Annotated in this window: 19 protein-coding genes; 3 read left to right on the forward strand and 16 right to left on the reverse strand. The window is 51.2% G+C overall.

Features of this window, described 5'->3' with window-relative positions; genetic code table 11:
- Positions 1-817 precede the first annotated feature (817 nt).
- From F456_RS0120785 to F456_RS0120795, 3 genes are all read right to left on the reverse strand, one after another.
- On the reverse strand, positions 818-1399 hold the full coding sequence (locus F456_RS0120785; RefSeq protein ID WP_018978960.1) for a hypothetical protein: 582 nt from the start codon (positions 1397-1399) through the stop codon (positions 818-820).
- Positions 1396-2313 (reverse strand): hypothetical protein, encoded by a 918-nt coding sequence (locus tag F456_RS0120790; protein WP_018978961.1) that lies wholly within the window; start codon positions 2311-2313, stop codon positions 1396-1398. Before F456_RS0120790 ends, F456_RS0120785 begins: the two co-directional genes overlap by 4 nt.
- A gap of 138 nt (positions 2314-2451) precedes the next feature.
- Complete coding sequence (locus F456_RS0120795; RefSeq protein ID WP_018978962.1) at positions 2452-3048, reverse strand: hypothetical protein; 597 nt, start codon at positions 3046-3048, stop codon at positions 2452-2454.
- Between the two features lie 379 nt (positions 3049-3427).
- Here F456_RS0120795 and F456_RS24600 point away from each other — a divergent pair, with 379 nt between their 5' ends.
- A complete protein-coding gene (locus tag F456_RS24600) occupies positions 3428-3577 on the forward strand; it encodes a hypothetical protein (protein ID WP_018978963.1) in 150 nt (49 codons plus the stop codon).
- Between the two features lie 174 nt (positions 3578-3751).
- On the opposite strand, the gene add is transcribed toward F456_RS24600, so the two are convergent.
- The 3 genes from add to F456_RS0120810 all read right to left on the reverse strand — a co-directional run bounded on the left by add (position 3752) and on the right by F456_RS0120810 (position 5855).
- Complete coding sequence (gene add / locus F456_RS0120805; protein WP_018978964.1) at positions 3752-4834, reverse strand: adenosine deaminase; 1083 nt, start codon at positions 4832-4834, stop codon at positions 3752-3754.
- Between the two features lie 140 nt (positions 4835-4974).
- Positions 4975-5142 (reverse strand): S-layer homology domain-containing protein, encoded by a 168-nt coding sequence (locus F456_RS25150; RefSeq protein WP_373290948.1) that lies wholly within the window; start codon positions 5140-5142, stop codon positions 4975-4977.
- Between the two features lie 149 nt (positions 5143-5291).
- Entirely contained in the window at positions 5292-5855 is a 564-nt protein-coding gene (locus F456_RS0120810; RefSeq protein ID WP_018978965.1) for a DUF420 domain-containing protein, read from the reverse strand.
- A gap of 170 nt (positions 5856-6025) precedes the next feature.
- Between F456_RS0120810 and F456_RS0120815 the strand changes: the two genes are divergently transcribed.
- Entirely contained in the window at positions 6026-6988 is a 963-nt protein-coding gene (locus F456_RS0120815) for a DUF6612 family protein (RefSeq protein ID WP_018978966.1), read from the forward strand.
- Positions 6989-7086: 98 nt separating this feature from the next.
- Here the strand turns inward: F456_RS0120815 and F456_RS0120820 are convergent, their stop codons facing one another.
- The 7 genes from F456_RS0120820 to F456_RS23250 form a co-directional block, all read right to left on the reverse strand.
- Positions 7087-7698, reverse strand: a complete 612-nt coding sequence (locus F456_RS0120820) for a hypothetical protein (protein WP_018978967.1) — start codon at positions 7696-7698, stop codon at positions 7087-7089.
- A 105-nt stretch (positions 7699-7803) separates the two neighbouring features.
- On the reverse strand, positions 7804-8226 hold the full coding sequence (locus F456_RS0120825; RefSeq protein WP_018978968.1) for an organic hydroperoxide resistance protein: 423 nt from the start codon (positions 8224-8226) through the stop codon (positions 7804-7806).
- Positions 8227-8469: 243 nt separating this feature from the next.
- Positions 8470-8748 carry a GNAT family N-acetyltransferase gene (locus F456_RS0120830; protein WP_018978969.1) on the reverse strand — a complete coding sequence of 93 codons (279 nt, stop codon included), beginning with the start codon at positions 8746-8748 and terminating at the stop codon, positions 8470-8472.
- An 88-nt stretch (positions 8749-8836) separates the two neighbouring features.
- Positions 8837-10150, reverse strand: a complete 1314-nt coding sequence (locus F456_RS23840; protein ID WP_018978970.1) for a S1C family serine protease — start codon at positions 10148-10150, stop codon at positions 8837-8839.
- A 14-nt stretch (positions 10151-10164) separates the two neighbouring features.
- Complete coding sequence (locus F456_RS0120840; protein WP_018978971.1) at positions 10165-11607, reverse strand: FxLYD domain-containing protein; 1443 nt, start codon at positions 11605-11607, stop codon at positions 10165-10167.
- A gap of 23 nt (positions 11608-11630) precedes the next feature.
- Positions 11631-12413: an NAD-dependent epimerase/dehydratase family protein gene (locus F456_RS0120845; protein WP_018978972.1), complete on the reverse strand. Its 783-nt coding sequence runs from the start codon at positions 12411-12413 to the stop codon at positions 11631-11633.
- A 170-nt stretch (positions 12414-12583) separates the two neighbouring features.
- On the reverse strand, positions 12584-15718 hold the full coding sequence (locus tag F456_RS23250) for a PAS domain S-box protein (RefSeq protein WP_018978973.1): 3135 nt from the start codon (positions 15716-15718) through the stop codon (positions 12584-12586).
- 238 nt (positions 15719-15956) lie between these two features.
- On the opposite strand from F456_RS23250, the gene F456_RS0120855 reads away from it, so the two are divergent.
- Positions 15957-18350 carry a putative bifunctional diguanylate cyclase/phosphodiesterase gene (locus F456_RS0120855; protein ID WP_018978974.1) on the forward strand — a complete coding sequence of 798 codons (2394 nt, stop codon included), beginning with the start codon at positions 15957-15959 and terminating at the stop codon, positions 18348-18350.
- Positions 18351-18523: 173 nt separating this feature from the next.
- Here the strand turns inward: F456_RS0120855 and F456_RS0120860 are convergent, their stop codons facing one another.
- The 3 genes from F456_RS0120860 to F456_RS0120870 form a co-directional block, all read right to left on the reverse strand.
- On the reverse strand, positions 18524-19282 hold the full coding sequence (locus F456_RS0120860; RefSeq protein ID WP_018978975.1) for a DeoR/GlpR family DNA-binding transcription regulator: 759 nt from the start codon (positions 19280-19282) through the stop codon (positions 18524-18526).
- Between the two features lie 258 nt (positions 19283-19540).
- Complete coding sequence (locus tag F456_RS0120865) at positions 19541-20473, reverse strand: manganese-dependent inorganic pyrophosphatase (RefSeq protein WP_018978976.1); 933 nt, start codon at positions 20471-20473, stop codon at positions 19541-19543.
- A gap of 150 nt (positions 20474-20623) precedes the next feature.
- Positions 20624-22375 (reverse strand): glycoside hydrolase family 13 protein, encoded by a 1752-nt coding sequence (locus tag F456_RS0120870; RefSeq protein ID WP_018978977.1) that lies wholly within the window; start codon positions 22373-22375, stop codon positions 20624-20626.
- Positions 22376-23381: the final 1006 nt, after the last annotated feature.

Below are 23381 nucleotides of genomic sequence, written 5' to 3' on the forward strand. Positions count from 1 at the left end.
TAGAAGATACTTTCAACGCCCAAATCCGGTTTCCAAATTTAAATGAAGCCACTGAACGTAAAATACGAAGCCGATCATTGGTTCGCGTATATGCCGGAATGGGACGCGTCTCATAAGATTTCATCCATAAGATTCAACGTAAAGCCCAATAAGTGCCCATATGCAATTATTTTTCGCAAAAGCTCGCCAAATCGTATAATAAGTGCGCAGGTGCAGCTATTTCACATAAAAGTAGGGTTAGAAACGCGAAAACGCTGAAATAAGTGTATGGGAGCACTTATTTCAGCGAAAGTTAAAAAATCGAGAAAAATAAGTGTACAGACGCACTTATTTTCCCCGTTAAACCTTTAATTTCTTCTATTACACCTTCAATAAACTCTTTTGAATTTTGCGGAAACAGGTTTGCATACCGGCCCTAGAGAGAATAAGCCGAAAATCCGGCGCTTTACTCCCTTCTCTCCTTAACAGTTCAGACATTGCAAAGAGTTCAGACACCGCATATCCCGACATCCGACATCCCTCGAATCAAACGAAAAAGACCTCTGCACTCAGCCTACATGGCGAATGCAGAGGTCTTTTCACATACTCCCTATCCGATCGATCCTCGAGCGCTCAAACAAAGTCGCTCCGCATCGGCAGAATGATACCGCTGCGGCATAATACGAGCAGCTTACTCTTATATCCGAATTTATATATGAGCGTTTATCCGAACTTATATATGAGCGTTTATCCGAACTTGTATATGAGCGTTTATCCGAACTTGTATCTGAGCTTTTATCCAAGCTTGTATCTGAGTCTATATTCAGATATCTAGTTTTCAGGCGGTAGAAACGGGTTTAAGTTCATTTCCTGCCTGAAGCAGACTGCGTAGAATCCAAATCATGCCGATCAGAGCGACAATGCCCAGCACGATCAACAACGTCGCAAAACTATCCGCCCCGAAATTGATCGAGAAAGGGAGCAAGAACAACCCTGCCGCTCTACAGACGAAGTACAACTTCCAGGCACCACGCAGACGATTGGTCAGACGGACTTGGCTCTGCGAAATGGCTAGACGACAGACCCCTTCGCATAGGGTGTAAATCAACAGCAGCGAAACAAATCCGTTTAGCGCTTCGACTCCTGCATGCTGCCACCAGCCGTCGAGTCTCTCGTTCGGAAGCCCAAACGGAGAAATCGCCGAAGGCTTAAGCATCTCCGGAATCGACAGCAGCGCCGCAAGAAGAGCAATCCATCTGGCACCGCGAAACAGTACAATCTGCCGATGAAGGTTATGCATACCCCAGAACGTGATCAGATAGCCGATAGGATCAGCCAGCAGATCCAGACTTCCGGGTATGCGCAGGTCGATCAAGACGATCAGCTGACCATAGAAAATAAGACGAAATCCGGATTTCAAGACGTCTCCCCCTGTTCCATCACGAAGCGGCGAACCTGTTCTCGGCTCGGATGCGGTGTGTCATCGATCGGATTGGAACGCATACGGAACGATCCCTTGCCCGTCTGGAAGCCGATTTCCGGAAGAATATGATAAACGGTCGTCCAATCGCTCGGATCGCGGTCTCGGAAACGGTACCTGAGTACAGCCGTGCTGCCCGCCTTTACTTGGACCGGAAACTTCACCTCGTCCAATGGTATACCAATCGACTGCCTATCCTCATCCGGTTCGGCAGTTCGCTCTTCATTCTTACCCTTGCTCTGGCCCTTATTTCCCCAGTAAAACTCCAACCGATCGCCTGCCTGTTCCGCATAAAAAACATCGACATCCGTGATCTGCAGATCGCGCTCCGCCAGCAGCACTTCATATCCCGTATTGTCGCTGGAACCGCCTCCGCCCGGCACCGACAGAGCGGCTATTTCATGCTCGGGCGCGTACAAACGGATTTCTCCAATATTCGCCTGTTCAATCGTACCGTCGCTGTACAGCAGGTCGACTTTGTTCAGGATCAAGACGTCGGCGTCATTTCCCTTCATTTTCTCTGCTGCTTCGGACACCGCTTTCTGATTGAACGAGACCTGGAAGGCTGTCAGCTGCTGCGCACCGTAATCGACCCTTCGAATCGCCACGCTGTGTGCCGTTTCGAGTCCGTGTAGACGAACTTCAGCAATCGGACTGGAGCCGCTGCGGTTCTCCAGCGCATATAAATGCATAATCGAGCCTTCGCTCGCTTCGACTTCCACATAGTGCTCCAGGAAAACCGGCTTCGCTAGTTGGTGAGATCGGTAATACACCGTATTGAAGATCCAACCGACAACAATCGCAGCCGCCAAGCCGGCAAAAATCATATAAAAAGCTTTTCGATTTCGGTACATCTGTTCCTCTCTTTCCGGAAGAAGCAGTCCCTGATTTCCTCCAATTTAAACGCAATCGTTTCGTAAAGTTACGCTCTGCCGAGCAAACAAACAGGTCTTTCTCACTCTCTAAAAAAGAAGAGGAAGAAAGACCCGTTTCTATTTGTACGTCTCGTAATGTGGTTCCGGATACAGGTCGCGACCCGCCCGACGCAGTCCAACAATAATCGAGATTATCCCAACAATAAAGACCAGTCCACCGACGATCAGCAGTCCAATCGACCAAAATGCCCCTTCCGTGCTTATTATAAGGATCAGCGCGGCCAATACCGTCAGCGACGATACCAGATACGTCCACCAGCCGGTCATCATCTTCCGTGACAGCTCGTCTTCTTGTTCCTTCTCGGCTTCATGCCTTGTCCCCTCGCAGATCAAATAAATCAGTCCGTAGGAAGCCAAGATCGACACACCGCTAATGACCCACGCCCAGAGCGGCAGAGTTTGCAGCACCTCCAAAGAAGCTTCAGAATCGAGATTGTAAGGGATAAATATATTGGCGATCATCATCAGCAGCACGACTAGGACCAGCTTCTGTCCCGATGCAAAGGCCGAATTAACCTGTCTCATCTTAGAAAGGCCGGCAAATATCATAATATAGGCGGCAGCATCAATCAGTCGTCCGATCCATAAGTTCGTAAACACGTTAATAACCGTCAGCGTTAAGCCCCAGCCGATTAAGTAATAATGCTTTTTCAATCTTCCCCCTCCTTTCTCAAAACTCAAAATAAAATCATTCGTTTGCTTCTTCACGTGTCTGCACAACTTCAGGCTTTTTTCACTTGCTGCTTATTACTTATTACTTGCTACTTGCTACTTGCTGCTTTCATAAATAAACGCCTCGATTCGCTGTCCCGTTACGGTTAATAAATCTTTTGCAATGATCTTTTAACTTTTATTCTCCCTCACAATAAATGTCTGAAATTTGAATAGAACGCAACTTTTTTGCCCCGACTTTGCAATTTATTCTCATTGCTCGTTGCATTCTGGCCGAAAATATGGATAATAAGAAGTATAAACGTGATAATGATTCTCATTCTTGCACGGTCACTTTACCCCAAAAGGAGAACACAATCATATGCAGCCATCAACAGCCAAAGTGAACCTTACCCTTGACGATTATCTCGTCCTGCTTAATGTAGCCGTTCAGGTCGGCGACAAGAAATGGCAGAAGGAAATTACACGTAAATTGGAACGCATTTCGCGCTTTGAAGCGGCGAAAGCCTAAATAAACACTACCTGTACGAACAGGAGACTATTCGTACACATGTGAAAAAACCGGAACTCCATAAGGAGCTGCCGGTTTTTTGATTTTATCCCCTTTGTTGAATCGGACTTTCACCAAGTAAGGAGCCATGATTTACTGCCTACTTTTACTCTTTTGTTTGGCTGTTGAGCCGTTTTATTGAGCCGCAGGAACAATAGAAAACGGTGAGGGCGAGGGCATTAGACCAAGTTCCGAGAAACGAGTCAGAAATTCGGCGCGAAGCCGCGCTTTTTCTTCCGGCCGCAGAAATGCAGCATCCACTCCGTTCAAAATCAGCGTACCGATCTCCGGCAGCGTAAAGCCAAATTTTTCGATTAGAATCAGATACTCCTTAATCAGTGAAGTGTCGGACACCGTCAAATTGTCGGTATTAATCGTCAGCTTCAGCCCGGCGTCGAAATACTCACGAATCGGATAAGAGTCCCAGCTTTCCATCGCTTTAGTCTGATAATTACTGACCGGACACATCTCCAGAACAATTCCAAGATTTCGTGCCATCTCCAGCACTTTGGGATTCTCCCGCAGACGCACACCATGCCCGATTCGCGTCGCGCCCAGCCGAACAATGGCTTCATGGATATTTTCGGCTCCTCCTGCCTCGCCCGCATGAATGGTCACCGGCATGTCCAGTATCTGAGCGTATTCGAATACTGCCCTGTGCAGATGAGCAGGGAAAGCGGCTTCCGGACCGGCCAGATCGACCGCAACAAGCCCTTGATTCTTAAAAGCGGCTGCGGCTGCAATCACTTCCATATTCATATGGGGCGAATGATGTCGGAGACAGGCGGCAATCCCTCGGGCGACCACGCCGAATTCCTCTTCACCTCTTCGCAGTCCGCGTAGTACCGCATCGATCACTTCTTCGCAGCTTAAGCCTTCGGCACGATGCAGCTGCGGTCCGAATCGAACTTCAATGTATCGGCAGTTTTGTTCAGCAGCCTGTTCAACTAATTCATAGGCGATACGTTCCAATACGTCTGATTTGTGGAGAAAAACTGACACAAAATCAAATTTTTCTAAATATTCGATCAGACTTCTGCATTCTTCTGTCACTTTCATGAAAGGAGTTAGTTCCCCAGCGCTTTCAACGGGCAGCTTTATGCCCTGTTCCACTGCGATTTCCCACAATGTAGATTCCTTGATACTTCCGTCCAAATGCAGATGCAGATCGACTTTCGGCAGATGGTGCAGCAGTTCGGGCAGACGATTTTCCATCATAGAGCTTCCTCCTCTGCGCTTAGGCATTTTTTGTTATTCAACTTTCCGTGTTTGGATATTGTCATGTTTTATATCATATTCAACCTGACACCGACCAATAAAAAATATTTTTCAATTTGATGAATTCGATAACGTGTTCTTCAGTCACCCCTATTCAGCAAAGCGTCCATGACGCTCATACTTTCCGCACGGTTGGTCGTACCAAGTGGTGCAAACTGGTTGGCGCCACGACCGGACAGAAGATCAAGCGACTGTGCTTTGCCAACTGAATTGATGGTCCACGTACTGGCTTTGTCGATATCCCAAATTCACGGTCAATTCAAACACTCCGTATGCGATGAAATGTTTGCCTGGGAAGTAATATCCTGCCTAGCGCCTGGCCTCCGGTATATCAAAGATCTGCACAAAAAAAGCGCAGCCGCGTTCGCGGATGCGCTTGATGCCCTTCTTAAGAGCCTTAATAGTATGGAGCCATAAACAGATACACGATAACGCCTGTCGAGCTGACATACAGCCAGATCGGCATGGTCCAGCGGGCAATTTTGCGGTGTTTTTCCACCTGCATTGTCCAGCCGAATACCAGAGTGAACAGAGCCAGCGGCACAATCAGCGCAGCCAGAATGCTGTGGGAAATCAGAATAAAGAAGTAAATCGAACGCAAAATGCCTTCGCCGCCGAATTTGGCTGTTCCCGGCGAGATGTAATGGAACGTCAGATACGAGACCAAGAACAGCAGCGTCGAGCTGAAGGCTGCCAAGATAAATGCTTTATGCACCGGAACGTTCTTTCGGATAATGGAGACGAGCGCACAGACCAAGAAAATAAACGTAAAGCTGTTGAAGATGGCGTTCAGCCGAGGGAAGATCGTCAAATCGAAATGGACGCTGCCCTGATAACCGATTGGCGAGAAAAACAGCAGCAGAATGATAACATTGGCAATGACGGAAACGGTAATGATCAGTCCGGCAAAGCTTCGATTCGTGGTCGGACGGTACTTCTCGTTTTCGTTGGATGAGCTCATAAGGGCGTATTCTCCTTAAAATTTGTCCTCTTCATTATATCCCGGCAAAGCTTTGATGTTAAGTGACAACAATTTGAAATATTCGCAAACCGAGAAAGACATCAGCTTTTTACTTCGCAAGTCTAAAATGGTAAAGTAATAAGTATCGCACAAGTCGAAAGGGGATCATCATGTATTTGGCAAAAGGAAACCGCAATCGGCACTACCTGACAAATGTTCTGAAAATGAGCGCTCTGTCGCTTCTGCTGTTCTCGGCAGCCTGCACATCGGACAGCGGCACATCAGACAATGAAAAACCGTCCGGCGAGACCAGCCAATCGGCTGCCTCGGTCTATGACATGGCGTTCGAACAAGCGCAAGCGCTCAAAAGCTACTCCGTGCAATCGAAAACCAACTATACCGTTACTCAGAATGCTGCAGCAGAAGGTGAGAAAGCTCCAGATCCGGTGGAAACGGCGATCGATATTTCCGGCGACGTCATCGCCAAGCCAGAAGTACAGTACGGTCTGAAGATCGATACGTTGGCCCAGGGGCAGCAAGGTTCGACCGAGATCTACGCGGCCGGCAGCGAACTCTACACTAAAGACAGCTCCGGCGTATGGACTGCCCAAAAGCTGGAAGGAACGGACGAAGAACTTTCTATTACCACGGAAATGCTTGATCCCGCCCCACTGCTTGAAGATCTGGGTCAGTATAAAGACAGTCTTCAGATGACCGAAGACGACAAAGCTTATACATTGGCTTTTGAAGCGAGCGGTGAACAGGCCGGCGCTTTGATCCAGAGCGCATTGAAGCGTCAGCTCGGCGATTCCGAACAGTCGTCCCAATTGTCCACTTTGTTCCAGAGCGGTTCTGAAGGTACGGTCAACTATACGATGGTCGTAAACAAAGAATCGCATCAGCTCGATTCTTCCAGTGTGAAGGTTGATACGACCCTGAAGATAAACGAGCAGGACCTGCATATCACAGCCAATTCCGACGGTACTTATACCTCTCACAATGCCGTAAATGAAATTGCTGTTCCTGCAGAAGCAACAGCCGGCGCAGATTCCCAAAGCACCACTTCCGAAGAAGATGCAGCTGCGGAAGATAGCACGAAAACCGAAGAAGATACAGAGAAAGCTGGCGAGTAATCGACTAGGCTCATGTACAGAAAGCCCCTTCCGGGATGTATATTTCGGAAGGGGCTTTTATTAGGTATGCAGATTAAGTCTGCGGCTTGGGCTTAATGCTAGACTTTTTCTAATCCTTCGATCCGCAGAGCGATCATCGCCAGTACGCCGCGATGCGGTGCGTATTCGATCTGCCGCTCGCGGCTGCTGGCATACGTTCCATCCTTGTACCGTGTGCCGGCATCATGCACGATCAAATATTCCGTTCCATCGTCTCCAATTCGGTAACCGCAGCCGACTGTCCAGTGATAATCGAACGCCGGTTTGTCAAACCAGCGCAGGGAGAACCATTTGTCGAATTTGACCGCCACCGGACGACCAGCATCAATTTCCGTCCGGTACGCTTCAAAGCCGTTCAAGCGCTGTGTCACAGCTCGCCCTGACAGACCGCTCTCCCGCAGACGGCTATTCAGCTGCCTGCGCAGACCAAAGGCAAGAACCGGCGCACTCATTCCAAGCGGGGTACCACCGCAGGCGGCATACATGAGGTTGACCGCCTCGGCCGGTTCAGCGGGCAGACGACGTACCGACACCTCTTCGCTCACGGACAGCCGCTCTTCCCAGAAACGCACAAGTCCGGCAATTGCTGCCGGACCGCATGCGGAAGCGGGAGACCGGATACCGGTCTCCCACTGGGTATAGGGGTGAAAAGATAGAATGTTCTGCCGCATATCTCGTCCTCCCACAGGATCTGAACGGTAACGTTCTCCCGCTTCCTCTTCGATGGCGGCGGCCCGCTCCGCTTAATACCCGGAGCGCCGCCGTTCATTCTCAGCTTAGACGATATTCAAAGTCACTTCAATGTTGCCGCGTGTCGCTTTGGAGTAAGGGCATACTTGATGCGCAGCTTCCACCAGCTTATGAGCCGTGTCGGCGTCTACACCTTGGATGCTTACGTTCAGTGTGACTTCAAGCTTGAAGCCGTTATCTGCCGCATCCTTGAGGATCGAAACGTCGCCAGTTACGCTGGTACCAGTAACTTCCTTCATACGCTGCATGCGGATGACCATGTTCAGCGCGCTGTCGAAGCATGCCGAGTATCCGGCCGCGAAGAGCTGCTCGGGATTTGTTCCGTCACCACCTGGTCCGCCGAGACCTTTTGGCGTCTTCAAGCTGATGTCAATGATACCGTCCGAAGAAGTGACCTTACCGTCGCGTCCCCCTACTGCCGTTGCTGTTGCGGTGTACAATGCGCTCATTTGAATACTCTCCTTTTCGCTTACAAATTTGAAATTTTACCGATTAAACATTTAAGTTGTTTACAATATAATTGTATTCTATTTATATAAGGAAGTCAACATTGTTATCCATCTGCATATGCAAAAAAGCCTTCCGTCTCCGCAGAAGCGGATATTGAAGGCTTTAAACAATTCCAATCGCGCAGTAGAAGATGTACTCCCGATTGCAGCTGCACACGACTTTTTTATTCGACGTCGACAGACTTAATCGCGCTGCCAGACATCCTCATATTCCTTTTTACGCTCGAACAGCGCACTTGCAAATGGGCAGACAGGGTCAATCTTGACTCCACGTTCCCGTGCAAGCTCTACGACGCTCTCGACCAACTGCTCACCGACATGCTGACCGCGCATCGATTGGTCCACAAATGTATGATCGAGCAGCAGTACGCCATCTTCGCGCGGCATATAGCTCACTTTCCCAACCTCACGACCATCTTCAATCATAACGAAAGCATCTTCTTGCTGTTCGATAGCTGCCATTATATGCCCTCCTCATTTTTGCGGTTCCACTGCGTACTCGGGAACGTTCTCGTTCTCTATTACCCTACCGGAAGACTCTCTTATCGGATCACTCGTCCTGCGGTTCGGCGCTTAGTATGACCAGCGAACCCGAAGCTCCCTCCGCTTCTCTTCCAACCTGATACACCCAATTGTATACAACGGCCTCCGCGTCATCTTGGACACGTTCATCAGCCGTAAGCGATACGTACACACTAACTGTGCCGTCCATGTTTTCGACTCCGACACAATAATCGAGATACACGCCGAGCGTATTCTTATATTCAGCCGCGAAGTCTTCATAAGACTGTCTTTTTTGCCAATCAGGTCCAAGCCATTTATAAGCGGAGCGATAATCTCGTAGGGCAAGTGCTTCGTAAAAGTCGTACAAGACGTCTTCTGCGGCGTACTCCAGCTCCGTCGCTTCGGCATACTCCCCGGAATCGTAATCGTCCGCGATTTCGCCGTCGTCGCTCTCGAGATTGCCATAAGCATCGTAGCCGCGGTCGGGATCGGGTAGTACCTCCATCGGATCTTGTGACCAGTTCCGGGCCGAGTCCACAATGTTCACGACCGGAATACTGAACCCGATCCCTCCTTCGTCAGAGACAGCCGAATTGATGCCAAGCACCTGTCCGGTCGCGCGATCGACCAAGGGCCCCCCACTGTTGCCGGGAGCGATCGGCGCCGAGATCTGATACAACCCTTCGTAGTAATAAGGCTCGATATCGAAAGTACGGTCGACTCCGCTTACAATTCCTGTTGTCACGGTATTTTGCAGACCGAGCGGACTGCCCATTGCCAACACTTCATCGCCGATCTCTGCTTCAGCGTTCAGCTTCAATTCAAGCGGCTCTACCCCGGCAAGATCGGATACCCGAACGACAGCCACATCGGTTTCTTCTCCAATTCCGATCACCCTGCCGGACAGCTGTCCAAGATCGGACACTGTGACGGTCACGTTTTTGAAACCGGAAACGACGTGCGCATTCGTTAGAATATCCCCCTGATCGTTATACAAAAAACCCGATCCGATCGAACCGTCGGCGGTCTCGATCATCACAACCTTCTCGCCGACAGAAGATATAATTTCTTTCAGCGTCCGGCCGCTTTGTTCGCCATCCGAAACCGCATCCCCCACACCCTCGGCTTCGGCCGCTTTCTCTTCGGTGTCCACTTCGGACCCAATGTCCCGTTCTGCGGACGAAGCGGAATCTCTGCCTGCTCTGCTGCCTGGATCTGTCGACAGTTCTCCGGTTCCGGCCAACAGCGCTCCTTCTCCCCCGTTCACCGAATAGCTTCGATGAATGGCATAGGATCCGGCGGAACCGGCTATCAATACAGCAGCGCTGACAATCACGCTGACTAACGCTTGTTTTTTCAACGCCGCTCCTCCTTCTACTCCCTGTACCAACTGATGGAGTCGATTACTACAAGCGTGCCGGCGCCTGCCTTGGCAATCTTGGCCGAGAAGTCGGCGGACTCTCCCGGCGCCAATCCTTCCGGTGCAGCTTCCGTCCAGTCTTCTCCGAGGTAAGAGCCTTGTGCATCGTAGGCACGGAATTCAATCAGCAGATCGTACATTGGCTCCGCCGAAACATTGATCAGCCGACCGGAAAAGACAACCCCTCCGCCGGACTCATACTGCTTGAATCCATCCATTCGCAGTGCCCCTGTTCCCGCCGTCAATTCGGTTCCCGAAAGGTAGAGCAGCTCCGATGCTGCTGGTTCTCCTTCCGAAGCCAGCGAAGAAATCCGTTTCTCCAACTCAATCAGCCGTTCCGCTTCCGGCACATAACTGCGAGCTTCATCGACTACAGCCGCAGCTTCGTAGTAACTGCCGCTGGCGATCGCTTCCTCCGCTTCATTGCCGCTCACTTCCACAATCCGTTCGTTAATCAGCTGAACAACCGGCTGCTTGTCCAGCACCGGATAAGCGGCAGCAGTCTTCAGCAGGCCGGCCAACTCGTCCAACGTGTCCGCCGTTTTCGCTTCATTCCGGATGTCGGCCAATCTCAGCTTGCCGTGCAGTTTATCGAGGCGGGTTCTGAGTTCGTCGTAAGGGCTGCCTGCAAGAGCGGCCAGCTCATTGTCCACCTCATCCAGTATGGTGGATGCTCCGGATGCATTTTCGGCACCAAGCATACGCTGGGCCTCGGTGAGCCGATCGTCCAATCGACGGATTGTTCGGACCGTCTCCAGATCGGAACGGATACCTGGATCGTCCGGACGTCTTTCCAGCGCTTCGCCAAGCTTCGATTCGGCGATTTCGTAGTTGCCACCGAGCGCGGCGTCGGCTGCCGAACGCTGAATACTTGCTGCCTCGGCACTGATACCCTGCTCATAGTTCACCTGCCACAGAAGCGTACCGGCCGTGCAAGCAGCCAGCAGCGGCGGCACAATCCATACTGCTGCGCCGCCCCTCTTCGTCCGGCGAGCCGGTCTGGCATTCTGACGGACATTCTGCGATCCGTTTTCTGCTTCCAAAGACGGTGTATGAGAATGCGTATGGGGCTCGCTTTGGAGAACCGGGCGCATCTGCGGCGGCGCGTCTGTCTCCGTGTCGGCTGCATATACATCGGGAGCTGCTGCGCCCGGAGTCTGCGCATGACCGCCGCTGCGGAACGGCTCCCAGCCGGCAGAGGAGCTCAGCCGATCTTCCCCGCTGCGAGCGGCTTCGTCCGCAGACGGCATCTCATCTATACGTTCCGCTCCGGCCGCCGCTGGCCGAACTGAGTCGACAGAAGCGGTACCAGCCGCCGATTCCGGCTGTCTGACACCGCAGCTGAGACAAAATCGGCTGCCCTCCGGCAGATCCGTTCCGCATTCTATGCATCGCATCACGCTTCCCCCCTCGCTTCGTCTTAGCGCTTTGTATGCCCTCCACCCTGCATCGGCATTTCATCATTTTCGAGACCACCATATAAGCGTTCTGCCTCTTCTCGAAGCGCTTCCGCATCGTCCTGCGGAACGTAGCCGATCAGGTCCTTAAGATAACCAATATCATAATAGTTGTGTGAATTCGCGGAAGTTCCGTACAAACTCAGAAAATCAATAGAAGGGTCCGCCTCGATACAACAGCCGAACAATGCAGCCAGATCCCGTTCGGAGATCCAGATCTTCATTGCTCGCTTGGAAGCTGGCGGACGATCGCCCGGGTAGTTGCCGATCCGCACGTTGATCGAAGAAATGTCATGCTTATCCGCGTACAATCGGCCCAACAGCTCGATATAACATTTGCTCAGCCCATAGAAGCTGTCTGGGCGGTAAGGATCTTCCGGGCCTACGTGTTTGTCTGATGAATAGAAACCCGTTGCATGATTCGAACTGGCAAATACGACGCGCCGTACGCCGCACTCCCTGGCAGCTTCATAAATATGATAAGCGCCTGTCACATTGACCGGCAGCACTATGCCCAGAAAATCCTCGTGGTCCGTCGCCCACCCGATATGCAGAATCGTGTCGATCTCGCGAGCCGCATCTCGAATCGCGTCCGCATTCGTCATATCGAGTGCCGTGATGCCGCGCTCTTCATCGGCTTCCAGATCGGTTGCGACAATATCGTATTGGCCGGTCTCGCGCAATTTCTGCGTGACGCTCCAGCCGACTGTACCGGATGCTCCGGTAATCAGCAGCTTTTTCTTCAAGGGGCCCTCCTCCTCTTACAAGTTATGAATTAAGCATTATTACCCACAAATGAGGAAGAAGGCGACGTCATCCGAAAAGTTTATTCTCTTCCTTGTTTTTTGCCGAAACAGATAAAAGCCGCCTCGATCAAGTCCCGGAAGTCTTGTCGAAGCGGCCTTTCCAAACTTATTCAGTCGCCCGTCCGGGCGATTCTGCGTCTCCACTTTTCGATTAGCGATTCGACTTCTGCCGCGAACAGCGGCTTGCTGATAAAGTCCTGCACGCCCACTTCGCGGCAGCGGCCCTGAATTTCCCGATCCGCAAAAGCCGTTACCGCTACAATCACCGGCTCTCCGCCATTTGGCAGGCCCCGAATTGCGGCAGCGGCGGTTACCCCGTCCATATCGGACATCTGGACGCTAATAAAGATCAGATCGTACTGCCGCCTTATAGCGGCTTCAATCGCTTCTCTGCCGCTTTGAGCCAGATCGCAAACGCAGCCGAATCTGCGCAGCATTTCTTCCAATAAGCGGCGGTTCACCCGATGATCTTCGACGACCAGCACACGGAGCATGCCTTCCGGTGTCTCGAAAATCGTGAGCGAATTCCGCTCTTCTTCTTCTCTCTGTGTGCGTTCGAAAATATCCTGCGATAGAGCGAGTTCTCTCGCCAGCTCTATATCTTCCGGCCGTTCATCGTACGGAACGCTTAACGGAAGCGTGAAGTGGAAGTTCGATCCCTCGCCCTCCCGGCTGTGTACGCCGATAAATCCATGCATCAACTCGACCAGCTTTTTGCAAATGGCAAGCCCCAATCCGGTTCCGCCGTATTTGCGGTTGATCGATGGATCGACCTGCGAGAACGATTGGAACAGCAGCCCCTGCTTCTCCGGCGCAATCCCTATGCCCGTATCCCGAACGGCTATTTCCAGAGTCAGCGCATTGGGCTGATGGAAAAATCCGGGCTCGATTGTGACCGCTACGCCGCCTTCATCGGTAAATTTGATTGCATTGCTGATCAGATTCACCAGCACCTGCCGCACTTTGGCCGGATCTCCGATCAGCACTTCCGGCACAGACGGCGCAACTTCCGTCGTCAGCACCAATCCCTTCTCCGCAGCCCGCGACGAGAACAGGTCGATTGCCTGCTCCAATACCTCTCGAACCTGCATCGGTTCCTCGTTGAGCGTCATTTTTCCGGCTTCGATCTTGCTGTAGTCCAGGATTTCGTTCAGAATATGCATCAGACTTTCACCGCTCTGGGTGATAATGTCCACATAGGTTCGCTGCGAGTCGTCGAGATCCGTTTCGCCAAGCAGCGCAGCCATACCGATTACGCCGTTCATCGGGGTACGCAGCTCATGGCTCATAACCGCCAGGAACTCGGACTTCGCCTGGTCTGCACGCTCTGCCGACTCTTTAGCGCGAATGATCTCTTTTTCACCCGTGATATCGGTAAAGACGACGACGGCTCCCTTGCGTTCCCCCTGATCGTACAGCGGCGTCACCCGATAAGAAGCCAGAAAACTCGAACCGTCCATGCGCCAAAATACCGAATCGGTATCTTGATGCGGCTCTCCGGTCCGCAGCGCGCTCACCAGCGGCGAATCGTATGGACCGTAAGCGATACCATCTTGACTCGTCTGCTGGATCTGGGACAGATTCATCCCGCTTATGACTTCGCTTGGCCGGGAACCCAGCATCTCCGCTCCTGCCGGATTGATGAAGACAAGTCCTCCCTCAAGATCGGTACCGAAAATGCCTTCGGATACGGAATTCAAAATCAACGTATGCTCATAACTGAGCTTTTCGATTTGGGCGATATGCTTTTTCCGCTCGGTAATATCGCTGGCAATCCCGTATGCGCCGACAATCCGGCCATCGACGATAATCGGCGTATTCGTAATGCTGACGTCAATCGCGCTGCCGTCCTTGCGGATCAGACAGATTTCATCTGTCTGCGCTTCTCCTCGCCGGACGCTCTCAAAACCCGATTCGACTCGAACGCGGTGCTCCGGAACAGTGAATTCGGCAATTGGAATGCCGATCAGCTCTTCCTGAGTGTATCCCGTCAATCTTTCCTGACTGGCGTTCACCGTCACATAACGTCCTTCCAGATCATAAGCGTATACGCCGGAAGGATTGTATTCGAACAACGACTTGTAGCGCTGTTCGGTCTCACGGATCAAGTTCTCAATCGTTACCTGCTGGGTGATGTCCTGGACCAGACCGACCAGACGTATCGGACGTCTATTGGGATCGCGCCACAGCTCATGCCGGACTTGAATCGTCTTAACCGTGCGATCACTCAGCACAATCCGGTAGGTGATAATAGGTTCAGCCTGGCCATTCAACAGCCGCTCTACGTATTTTTCAACAATAGACCGGTCGGCGGGATAAATAATTCGCAGCAGTGATTCCGGGTAGCTCTCATCTTGTTTCACTTCATTCCCGAAAATACGCATGGTCTCTTCCGAATAATGAAGCCTCTCCTCGATCAGATTCCATTCCCAAGAGCCGATATGAGCGATCCGCTGGACTTCATCCAGCATGTCTTCATGCATTTTGCTCGTAGTCACTTCCCGGCCGATTCCCAAAATCGTATCCGCTTCTCCGTTTGGACCATGCAAAATCCGAAACATGGTCTCAAACCAGAGGTAACGTCCTTCCTTATGCCGAATCCGCCGCATAAAGATCTGTCCCTGCGCATCTTCCAGCGAAAGATTTTCCATCAGCTCCAATTCTTCCGGATGATAAAATTCGGAGCGGTGACGTCCTACCATCTCTTCTGGCTCGTATCCGATCAGGGTCTTAACCGAAGGCGATGCATAGAGCAGCTGTCCGCTCAATGTGCTCTGGGTTACCAGTTCCCGTGTACTTTCGGTCAGTACCTGATACGCTTCGCTGCTCTCCATAAGCTTCTGCCGATCATTGTATTCGTTCGTTACATCAAGCGTATGCATGACGATAAGTCGGCCCTCATAGATGCCCTGCAGGTCCAGTTCCGCCATATGGAAAGATATCCACACCCGGCCTCCGTCCATCCGAAAAAACAAGCGTTCGAATTCACGTCCTTCGCCCAGATTGGCGATCGCCTCCCGGATTTCCGTGTCGGCACGCTCGGATTCTACCGTTTCGTCATTCTGCATCAGCGTTGCCAATTCTACCCCGGACAGCTCTTCCGCCCGGCAGCCGAGGATTCGGCCGAACTTGGCATTCGCATAAAGCAGACGCCCATCGCCTACATCGAGGACTGCAATACCTACCGGCGACTGTTCATAAATTTGTTTGAAGATCTTGTTCTCTTGTTCCGGCTGCTTGCTCATCCCAATTCCCCTCGTTCTGCCGCATATTCCGCTTCGGCTGTGCAACTGCTGTTAGGCCGGTTTCCTGCGCGCGGTCATTTACCAATAGTATACATTTATTTTTTCGAATCCAAAACCTTTTTAATTGTCGAAACTAGTCGAAATTATTCATGTTTTCATGCAATTAGACCTATAACTTGCTTGCCGTTTTGTCGATATAGGAGTAAGGCAACTCTTAGACAAAGCGAGCTGAGCAAAAATGACCAACTATTCTAAAATAATTCTATTAAACGAATACTTTGCCGCGGCCGGGCTGCTCTGTTCGATTGCCGCATGTGTAATGCTTGCAGCGGTCACAAACGGCAGCATTCGTTCCCTCCGCGACCTTCTCGTTCCCTCCCGGCTGCCCCGCCTTCTATTGATGAGCGCTTTTTTTGGCGGGACGGTCTTGTTCAGCACCTTGTCCGTAATGCCGGCGCAGAGTATATCTTATGAACTGTTTTACCTGCTGGGTCTGCCGTCGGCCGGACTGCTGATCTGCCTACTGACGCTGCGAATCACCGGCGAAACTAAAGGCTGGAGAGGAACCCTGTATTTTTCGAGCAGCGCTGCCATACTGACACTCCTAATCATGGCATTCAACTACTCGCATATTTACTTTATATTTGGACACGCTGATTGGCGTACTGAAGTACTGCTTACCGCAGCAATTGGTCTTTTCTCCGTCCTCTTCTCGCTGGTTCGTCTTTCTCTGCTCGTCTCGCACCGGAAAGGCTCTTTATTCAAAAGATTCCCTCCGGCAGGTCTTCTCTTCTCGGCCGCAGCGGCGACAATGATCCCAATCGTTCTAACCATTGCTGCCATGCCGCCGGAGGTCGAAGCACTGATGCCAGGAGCTTCCAACCGGCTGGCCCCTTACATCCTGCTGTTTGCGGTCGCAGCTGGCCTTACCATCCTGACGGACCGCTATCGTGAGGAAGAATCGGAAAGAAAATATTTGGAGCTTCATGAAAAAGAGACTCATTATATGTCGTTGTTCGCCCATAATCCCGATGCAGTCTTCGCACTGGACGATGGAGGCCGAGTCCTAGACATGAACGAACGAGCCCGAGAAATGCTTGCACGGCTTCCCGAAGGCGTCGATCTGCAAAATCTTGTGGATTGGACGACCGACGACCAGCAGGATCGCATTCTGCAGCATTATGACAGAGTAATGGCCGGCCATTCGGATGAAATCGAATTAGAGCTGTGGATCTCGGACGAACCGACCCATTTAATCCTGACCTCACTACCCATTTTGATTGAAAACCGTTTTACCGGAGCTTACAGCATAGCCAAAAACATTACAGACAGCAAAAAGACTCAGGAGAAGATTCGGCATCTCGCTTATCATGATGACTTAACCGGTTTGACCAACCGCAAATACATGCGCGAATATGTCGAGAAGCTGGTCGACGGCGGAGAGGCAATCCCGTTCCATCTTCTATTTATCGATTTTGATCGCTTCAAGAAAATCAACGAGATGTTCGGTCTGGAATTCGGCGACAAAGTTATTCGAAATTTGGCTCGCAAGCTGCAGAGTGCTCTGCCCGAAGGAACGCTGCTGTCGCGCTCAACGGCCGACGAGTTTATCGCCATCCTTCTTCCCGGCTGCGATCCTCGGCAGGCGGCGAGGCAGATTGCCGAAGAGTTCTCGCTTCCTTTTCGCGTCGGACAACAGATGGTAGGGATGACAGCAAGCATCGGCATCACTTGTTTCCCCGAAGACGGAGCCGACAGCGAAACGCTGTTCAAGCATGCCGACCTCGCCCTCCTCGATGCCCAGAATCGGGGCGGCGGCCACTTCTCTTTCTTTAACCGAAGCCGAGCACTGGAAAATCACGAGCGGCTGATTCTGGAACGCGATCTGCAGTCGGCAATCGAACAGGGCGAGCTGGTACTGTTCTATCAGCCTAAAGTGGACATCCGCACGGGCGAGCTCGTTGGTCTTGAAGCGCTTGTCCGCTGGCGTCATTCCACATTAGGAATGGTGTCTCCACTAAAATTCATCTCGATTGCCGAAGAGTCGGGACTGATTGTACCTCTTGAGCGTTGGGTGCTGCGCACCGCCTGCTTCCAGGTACAGAGCTGGATCCGCGAAGGACGGCAGCCCATACCTGTAGCGGTTAACCTCTCACAAATCCATCTCATGCAATCCGATATCGTCGAATGCATTCTGGCAACACTTGAGCACTCGGGGCTGGACAGCCGACTGCTGGAATTGGAAGTAACCGAGAGCGCCATGATGCACAACGAGGAGCAGGTTATCGCCATCTTACGACGGCTCAAGCAGGCCGGCATATCGATCAGTCTGGACGATTTCGGGACCGGTTACAGCTCGCTCAGCTACCTGCACCTGCTGCCGATCGACTGCTTGAAGATCGACCGCTCATTTATCAAAGGCATCGCCGTAAATGAAGACAGCCGGGCAATCGTCGAAATGATTCTTACCATGGCACGCCAGCTCAATCTCCGTATCGTTGCGGAAGGTATCGAACACGAGGAACAGGTCGAACTGCTGCGGGAACTGCACTGCTTTGTCGCCCAAGGTTTCTACTACAGCAAGCCAGTAGCCGCCGAAGAAATTTATATTTTCCGACAGCTCAGCTCCTGAATATTGGAAGTCGGAATCCGGCAACCAGAAACCGTCTTTTTGTACATCCATTCATCTCTGCCGCTTGAAATAGGCCGCCCGGCATCTTTCGATGACCAAGCGGCCTTTGCTATTCGGCGCCAATTTCCCCGGCTTTGTTCACTGCACCGCCTATCCCATTTTTCTAAATTCGATCAGCAGATCACTTCGACTCCACTCTTCTCCAGACGCTCTATCCACTCGTCGGTAGGACGACGATCGGTGACCAAGTAGTCGAAAGCGCCCAAATCAAACAGCTTCACGAAAGCTACTTTATCAAACTTGGTATGATCCGCCAGCAGCACCGTTTTGCGGGCTTGAGCCAGCATTCGCTTCTTCAGCTCGCTTTCCGGCTCATTGGAATCGGTTACTCCATATTCCGCCGACAGCCCTTTGCAGCTGAACAATGCCGTATCAACGACATACTTGGATACCGTGTCGTTGGCCACCGCTCCTACCAACGAGTTGGAATGCGGACGCAGCGTGCCACCGGTCGAAATAACAGTATGACCCAGCTTGGCGTATTCGGTAAATATAATGCTGGAATTCGTGATCACCGTCAGGTTCTTCTTCGTATTTCCAAGCTCACGAAGAGCTTCGAATACGGTAGAACTAGGATCGGCCATTAGTGTATCGCCATCGGAGACGAGCCGTGCCAGTTTGCGGGCAATCGCATTTTTCTCCGGCAGATTGGTCGTATGACGGGTCTGGTAAGACAGGTCTTCGTTTGTATGAATATTTAATACCGCTCCGCCGTACGTGCGCGTAACGATGCCCTCTTTTTCCAACTTCTCCAAGTCACGGCGAATCGTCTCTTCCGTCACATCAAACAACGTACTCAGTGCGGCTACAAAAACTTTCTGATCTTGGCGCAGAAATTCGATTATTTTCTCCCGGCGTTCAAATCCCAGCACATGTATCCCCTCAATTCGTTCATCGTCGACCGTTTGTACTTATCCGGCCTTATCGCTGTATATGTTCTTGTTCAAGTATAGTGGATGAGAGAAGAAGGGGAAAGCCCTGGGCAATGTAAGCATGATGGTATTATCCCCTCAAGGTAGACAGTGAAAAAAGGCTGCGCCCGGAGGCACAGCCTTTTTGTTCGTTCTGAGCAAGCGAAAATCCGCTTACCCGGAAACTTCATCAGATCCTCGACACCTTCTCAAGCGACCTTATGCTTCTTCGAAAGCTTTCGTCAGTACTGGTACGATCTGCGATTTGCGGGATACAACGCCTTTGAGCAGCGCTTTGTTATCCGCAAGTGTCACGCCATAAGCGCGTTCAACGGCGTCGGCTTTGCTGCCGAGAGCAATCGCAACGGAATCGTTGTTGAGGATGTCCGTAATCGCCAACACGAACAGGTCAAGCCCTTTGGACGAAATCACATTGTTCAAAGCCGCTTCCAATTCAGCCTGCTGAGCCAAGACTTCGTCTACATCAACAGCATTGATCTGCGCGATTTCTACTTTGCTTGCGCCCATTGTAAATTCTTTGGCATCAATAGAAATCAAATCCTGCGCCGTTTTGCCGCTCAGATCCGCACCGGCCTTCAGCATGTCGAGACCGTAAGTGTCGAGGTCTACGCCTGCAATCTCAGCCAATTCCTTCGCTGCCGCAACATCCTGCTCGGTGCAGGTCGGCGATTTGAACAGCAGGGAGTCGGATACGATTGCAGATGCCATCAATCCGGCGATCTCTTTGCGAATCTCAATGCCGTTCTCTTTGTACAATTTGTTCAGGATGGTCGCTGTGCAGCCGACCGGCTCCGCACGATAGTACAGCGGATGAGCCGTTTCGAAGTTTGCGATGCGGTGGTGATCGATAACTTCCAGCACATGAGCGTCCGCAATATCGGAAGCGCTCTGTTGGCTCTCGTTATGGTCGACCAGGATGACGCCTTCCGATTGGTCGGCTACCGTCTCCACGAGGCGTGGGGCTTCAACGCCGAAGTGCTTCAACGCATATTCTGTCTCACCGTTGATCTCGCCCAAACGAACCGCTTCCGCGTCTACTCCGAGCTGCTTCTTCAGTTCCGCATAGGCGATCGCCGAAGTGATCGTGTCCGTATCCGGATTTTTATGACCGAAAACTAATACTTTTGCCATGTATTACGCCTCCTCTGAGCTTATCTCCTGAATTCCGATGCTAATTATATCATTAATTTGCGTCCGACAACATCTATATTCTATGCCGGCCGAATCCGTCTATCAAATGATGCGGCATTCGGCGGACAATTTACGTCTTTTGTCCTTAATTCAGCCTTTCTGTGCCGGCTTCAGGCCGCCGAAGATAATGGCTTCATACGGACGAAGAACGCGCGGAACGTCGTCTCCGGCACTGTCGTTTCCGGAAGCCTCCTCCCCGCTCCCTTCCGTATGCGGCGGATAATTGCCGAGCATCCGATACGCAGACTCCAGACAGACGCCGACGTCTTCCGGCAGCTCGAATTCCGCTTTTTGATCCGAGAAGTTCAACAGCACAAGTCCCTGACTCGTCTCGTTGCGGCGAATATACGCAAATACCTGCTCATGCTCTTCCAGAAGCGGTACATATTCGCCATGCACGATCACATCCGCGTGTTCGCGGCGCATGGCGATCAGCTTCCGATAATAGTTAAGAATCGAATGCTCATGCTGCTCCTGCGCATGAACATTAATTTCCCGGTAATTGGGGTGAACGGGCATCCACGGTTTCCCGGTGGTGAAGCCTGCATGCTCGCTGTCGTCCCACTGCATCGGCGTACGTGCATGATCCCGAGTGCCGGCCAATACGCGCCGCTCCACCTCCTGCGGATCTTCGCCGTTTTGGGTTCGAAAATCGTAGTAATGACGCGCCATCTGATCGTCCAGCTGATCGATCGATTCGAACGGATAATCCGTCATGCCGATTTCTTCTCCTTGATAAATAAACGGCGTACCCCACAGCGTATGCACGAGCGTAGCGAGCATTTTTGCGGATTCCGCCCAATATTTTCCGTCATCACCAAAATGGGAAACCATCCGCGCATGATCGTGATTGCTGGCGAACAGTCCGAACCATCCGCGGTCGACCAGCTCTTTTTCCCATCTTGTCACAATTTCCTTGAGCTCGGGCAGCGTCCATTCACGGGTCTTGAACGAATCGTCCGGATCGGTTCCGATACTCGGCGATTCCATCATGAAAATCATGTTCAGTTCTTTCCGTTCCGGGTCCGTATAACGCGATACATCTTCCATGGAGACCATCGAAGCTTCGCCAACGGTAACGGTTCCTTCTTTGTGCGAAAATCCTTTTTCATTTAATTCCCGTAAGTATTTGTGCACGTTGGGTCCATTTTTGAAATGCTTGTAGCCGCTGCCCTCCAGTTTGCTTTCATTTGTATCCGGCAGTTCGCTGTCTTTGGAAACGACGTTGATTGCATCCAGTCGGAATCCGTTCACGCCTTTGTCCAACCAGTAGCGAACCATCTTCTGTATTTCTTCGCGTACTTTGGGATTGTCCCAGTTCAGGTCGGGCTGCTTTTTGTTGTACAGATGCAGATAGTATTCGCCGCTTGCCTCGTCATATGTCCACGCGCTTCCTCCGAGATAAGAAGTCCAGTTGTTCGGGGGTTCGCCGTCTTTTTCGCCCGGACGCCAGATATAGTAGTCACGGTACGGATTGTCTTTGGAACTGCGGGCCCGCTTGAACCAGCGATGTTCGTCGGACGTATGGTTGAGCACCAAGTCCATCCATAGGTCCATGCCGCGCCCATGCACTTCTTCCAGCAGGCGCTCCCAGTCTTCCATTGTGCCCATCATGGGGTCAATCTCGCGATGATTCGTAATATCGTAGCCTTGATCGACGCGCGGAGATTCGTACACCGGACTGAGCCAGATCGTGTCGACACCGATTGACTTGATATAATCCAGCCGGGAAATGATCCCTGGAATATCGCCGTTTCCGTCCCCGTTCGAATCCTGAAAGCTTCGGGGGAAAATTTGGTATACGACCTTCTCTTTCCATGCTTCGGACTGCTGCGTCATCATAAGCCTCCTCCTCCTATACCGTCCGAGACGGTTTCTTTCTTCATGTTCATCCCTTGTGGAAAAAGCGACTTTTTTACATGGTTACCCAGACAGAAGCGAGTATTACCGTTTATTTGGTTTGGTATGCCGATGAGCAGGATTTTTATTGGTGCGGCTCGACTATAAAAGCGGGAGGTGAATCAGACGCCAATCAAACGCATGTCTAATGCAAGCTAAATGCACGTCAAGTCCACGTCAATATAAGTTAATGCAAGTCAGGTGCACGTTAACGTAAGTTAATGCAAGTCAGGTGCAAGCTAGGGCCTGTATGCAAACCTGTTTCAGCAAAATTCAATAGAGTTTATTGAAGGGGTCATAGAAGAAATTAAAGGTTTAACGGGGAAGATAAGTGCGTCTGTACACTTATTTTTCTCGAATTTTTAACTTTCGCTGAAATAAGTGCTCCCATACACTTATTTCAGCGTTTTCGCGTTTCTAACCCTACTTTTATGTGAAATAGTTGCACCTGCGCACTTATTGTACGATTTGGCGAGCTTTTGTGAAAAATAATTGCATATGGGCACTTATTGGACTTTACGTTGAATCTTATGGATGAAATCTTATGAGACGCGTCCACTTCCGGCATATACGCGAACCCATGATCGGCTTCGTACTTTACGCTCAGTGGCTTCATTTAAATTTGGAAACCGGATCTGAGCGTTGAAAGTATCTTCTATTCGAAAAAGTTGATGAGTTTGCGTACATGCCCTAATGCAGCTTAAATATATATTTCCGATTATATGGGACACTGAGATTGTCCGTTCCGGGCGGACTCCATATAGAAAACCCCTTTCCGCCAAGCTGGCGTCTAGGGGTTTAACAACAAAATAGGGATGTGCAGTAAAGCATGGGTAAGGCAGGGCATCGGACGGATGTCGTCAGGCATCGTACAGATGTCTTCGGATGTCGTACGCATGTCGTCAGGCATCGTACAGATGTCTTCGGATGTCGTACGCATGTCGTCAGG

The organism is Saccharibacillus kuerlensis DSM 22868 (assembly GCF_000378145.1).
GTDB classification, from domain to species: Bacteria; Bacillota; Bacilli; order Paenibacillales; family Paenibacillaceae; genus Saccharibacillus; species Saccharibacillus kuerlensis.